This window comes from Staphylococcus sp. EG-SA-2, from assembly GCF_017152085.1.
Window position 1 is genome coordinate 1 of record NZ_JACYHC010000681.1, and the last position, 2,006, is coordinate 2,006.

General features: G+C 28.9%; 1 protein-coding gene and 1 pseudogene. One reads left to right on the plus strand and one right to left on the minus strand.

Features of this window, described 5'->3' with window-relative positions; translation table 11 throughout:
• Window positions 1-251: YlqF/YawG family GTPase (locus IDG60_RS12295; protein WP_481906092.1), on the minus strand; the 251-nt coding region annotated here is incomplete at its 3' end.
• Window positions 252-651: 400 nt separating this feature from the next.
• On the opposite strand from IDG60_RS12295, the pseudogene yfhO reads away from it, so the two are divergent.
• Window positions 652-2,006 (plus strand): annotated as a pseudogene (gene yfhO / locus IDG60_RS12300) (lipoteichoic acid-specific glycosyltransferase YfhO); the annotation flags it as partial.

Genomic DNA, 2,006 nt, shown 5'->3' on the forward strand with positions numbered 1-2,006 from the left:
GATACAGGATAGTATCCTTTATCAATAAAAAATTGTTCCCATTTTGACATCTCATTTAAATTAGACATATCTTTTTTATTTAATATAACAACACGTGGTTTTTGGTTAATAACTTCATCTATCATAGGGTTTCTTGAACTATATGGAATTCTTGCATCTACTAGTTCAAACACTACATCTACTTTTTTTAATTGTTCACTTACTTCTCTTTTGGCTTTCGCCATATGTCCTGGATACCATTGAATAACCATTCAATTCACCTTACTTTCGTCAATTCTTTTCTCATTATTAAAATCTATAACCTGTTAATTATAGAACAAATTCATTAATTCAACTATATTTATTTTAACATTGTCACACTTCTTAACAATGCTTTAGATTTAGGTAAAAGTGATTATTTCAAGTTTTCTACAATTAAAAATCATCATTTGTTAAATCTAAGTTACTTATTAAGTGACATTCATCTTTATCAGTATGACATTTTTATTATTCAATATATTTGTTTAATGATAAACTGAAAATGATCCAAAGTTTAAGTAACTATGATAAGGTATCTGTTCCACAGTCATCTTCGTCTTTACCTATCAAGAACCTCATTAACTTTAGTTTCAGTTAAACTTAATTTTAAATTTGAAAGTTGAGGATAATGTTGTGTTAAAAAAGTGGCTAAATTCAAACGTCAAACAATTCTTTGTTATAACTTTCATTAGTGTAATATTAACGCTTATTTTATTTTCTACTCATATCTATGATTATATTGTGAATGGTACTGTTTTTAGTGGGGCTGGAGATGGATTCCGTCAAATGATGCCATTTCAAATGTATTTGTATGAACATCTAAGTAGTTTTTCTAGTTTATATGATGCATCGTTTGGATTAGGTGGCGATTATATGAAAGGACTATCATATTATTATTCGCTGTCACCTTTAATGTGGCTAAATTTTCTATTCATTAAAATAGGAGAAACGGTTGGTATATTTAATCCGACAACAATACATTTTTGGCCGACAAACCAACTTATTATGGCTATGATACGAGCTATCATAACATTTGTCGTGACCTTCTACTTATTTAAAATATTACACTTTAAACGCTCAACAAATATGATCGCTACGATTTTATACGGCATGTCAACTGTCGTTATATACTTTAATTTTACTTGGTCATTTTATGGAAATTTATTATATTTATTGCCATTATCGATTCTTGGTTTGGAAAGATATTTTCAACAACGCAAAATCGGTATTTTCATTGTTGCGATAGCCTTAACACTATTTAGCAATTTTTATTTCAGTTATTATCAAGCTATTATTATAGGTTGCTACTATTTATATCGACTCATTTTCACTTACAAATATGACATTGTCTCTAGAACACAAAAATTTATTTGCGTCATATCTGCTACAGTTTTGAGTGTGTTATCAAGTGTATTTGGTTTATTCACTGGCATTTCTGCGTTTTTGGAAAATGACAGAAAGCAAAATCCCAATGTTGATATACCGTTTTTGACACCACTTGATTATCATTATTTTTTCTTTAGCGATGGATTTTATATTACGATTTCAATTCTTACTATCGTTGCATTATTGTCATTCAAACTGTATCGTTTTTACTTTTATAGACTTTTCGCAATAGTAACATGGATATTATTTATTGGTTCATTATCACAGTATTTCGACAGTGCTTTTAATGGTTTTTCATTTCCAGAAAGGCGTTGGGTGTATATCTTAGCACTATCATCAAGCGCTCTTTGCGGATTGTTTATTCAACATTTATCAACATTAAATATGAAATATTATTTAATCAGAACAATACCAGTAAGTATCATCGCATTACTTTATGTATTACTATCACCGACACACCCACTTGCACTTATAGTAGGTATTATCCTGCTAATGGTGCTTGCCGTTATTTTAAAATTTAGTTTATGGCGTTATAAAAAATTAACCGTTGCAATATTAGTATTAATCGTTATGATTCAACAAATCGTCATTTTAGATAACAA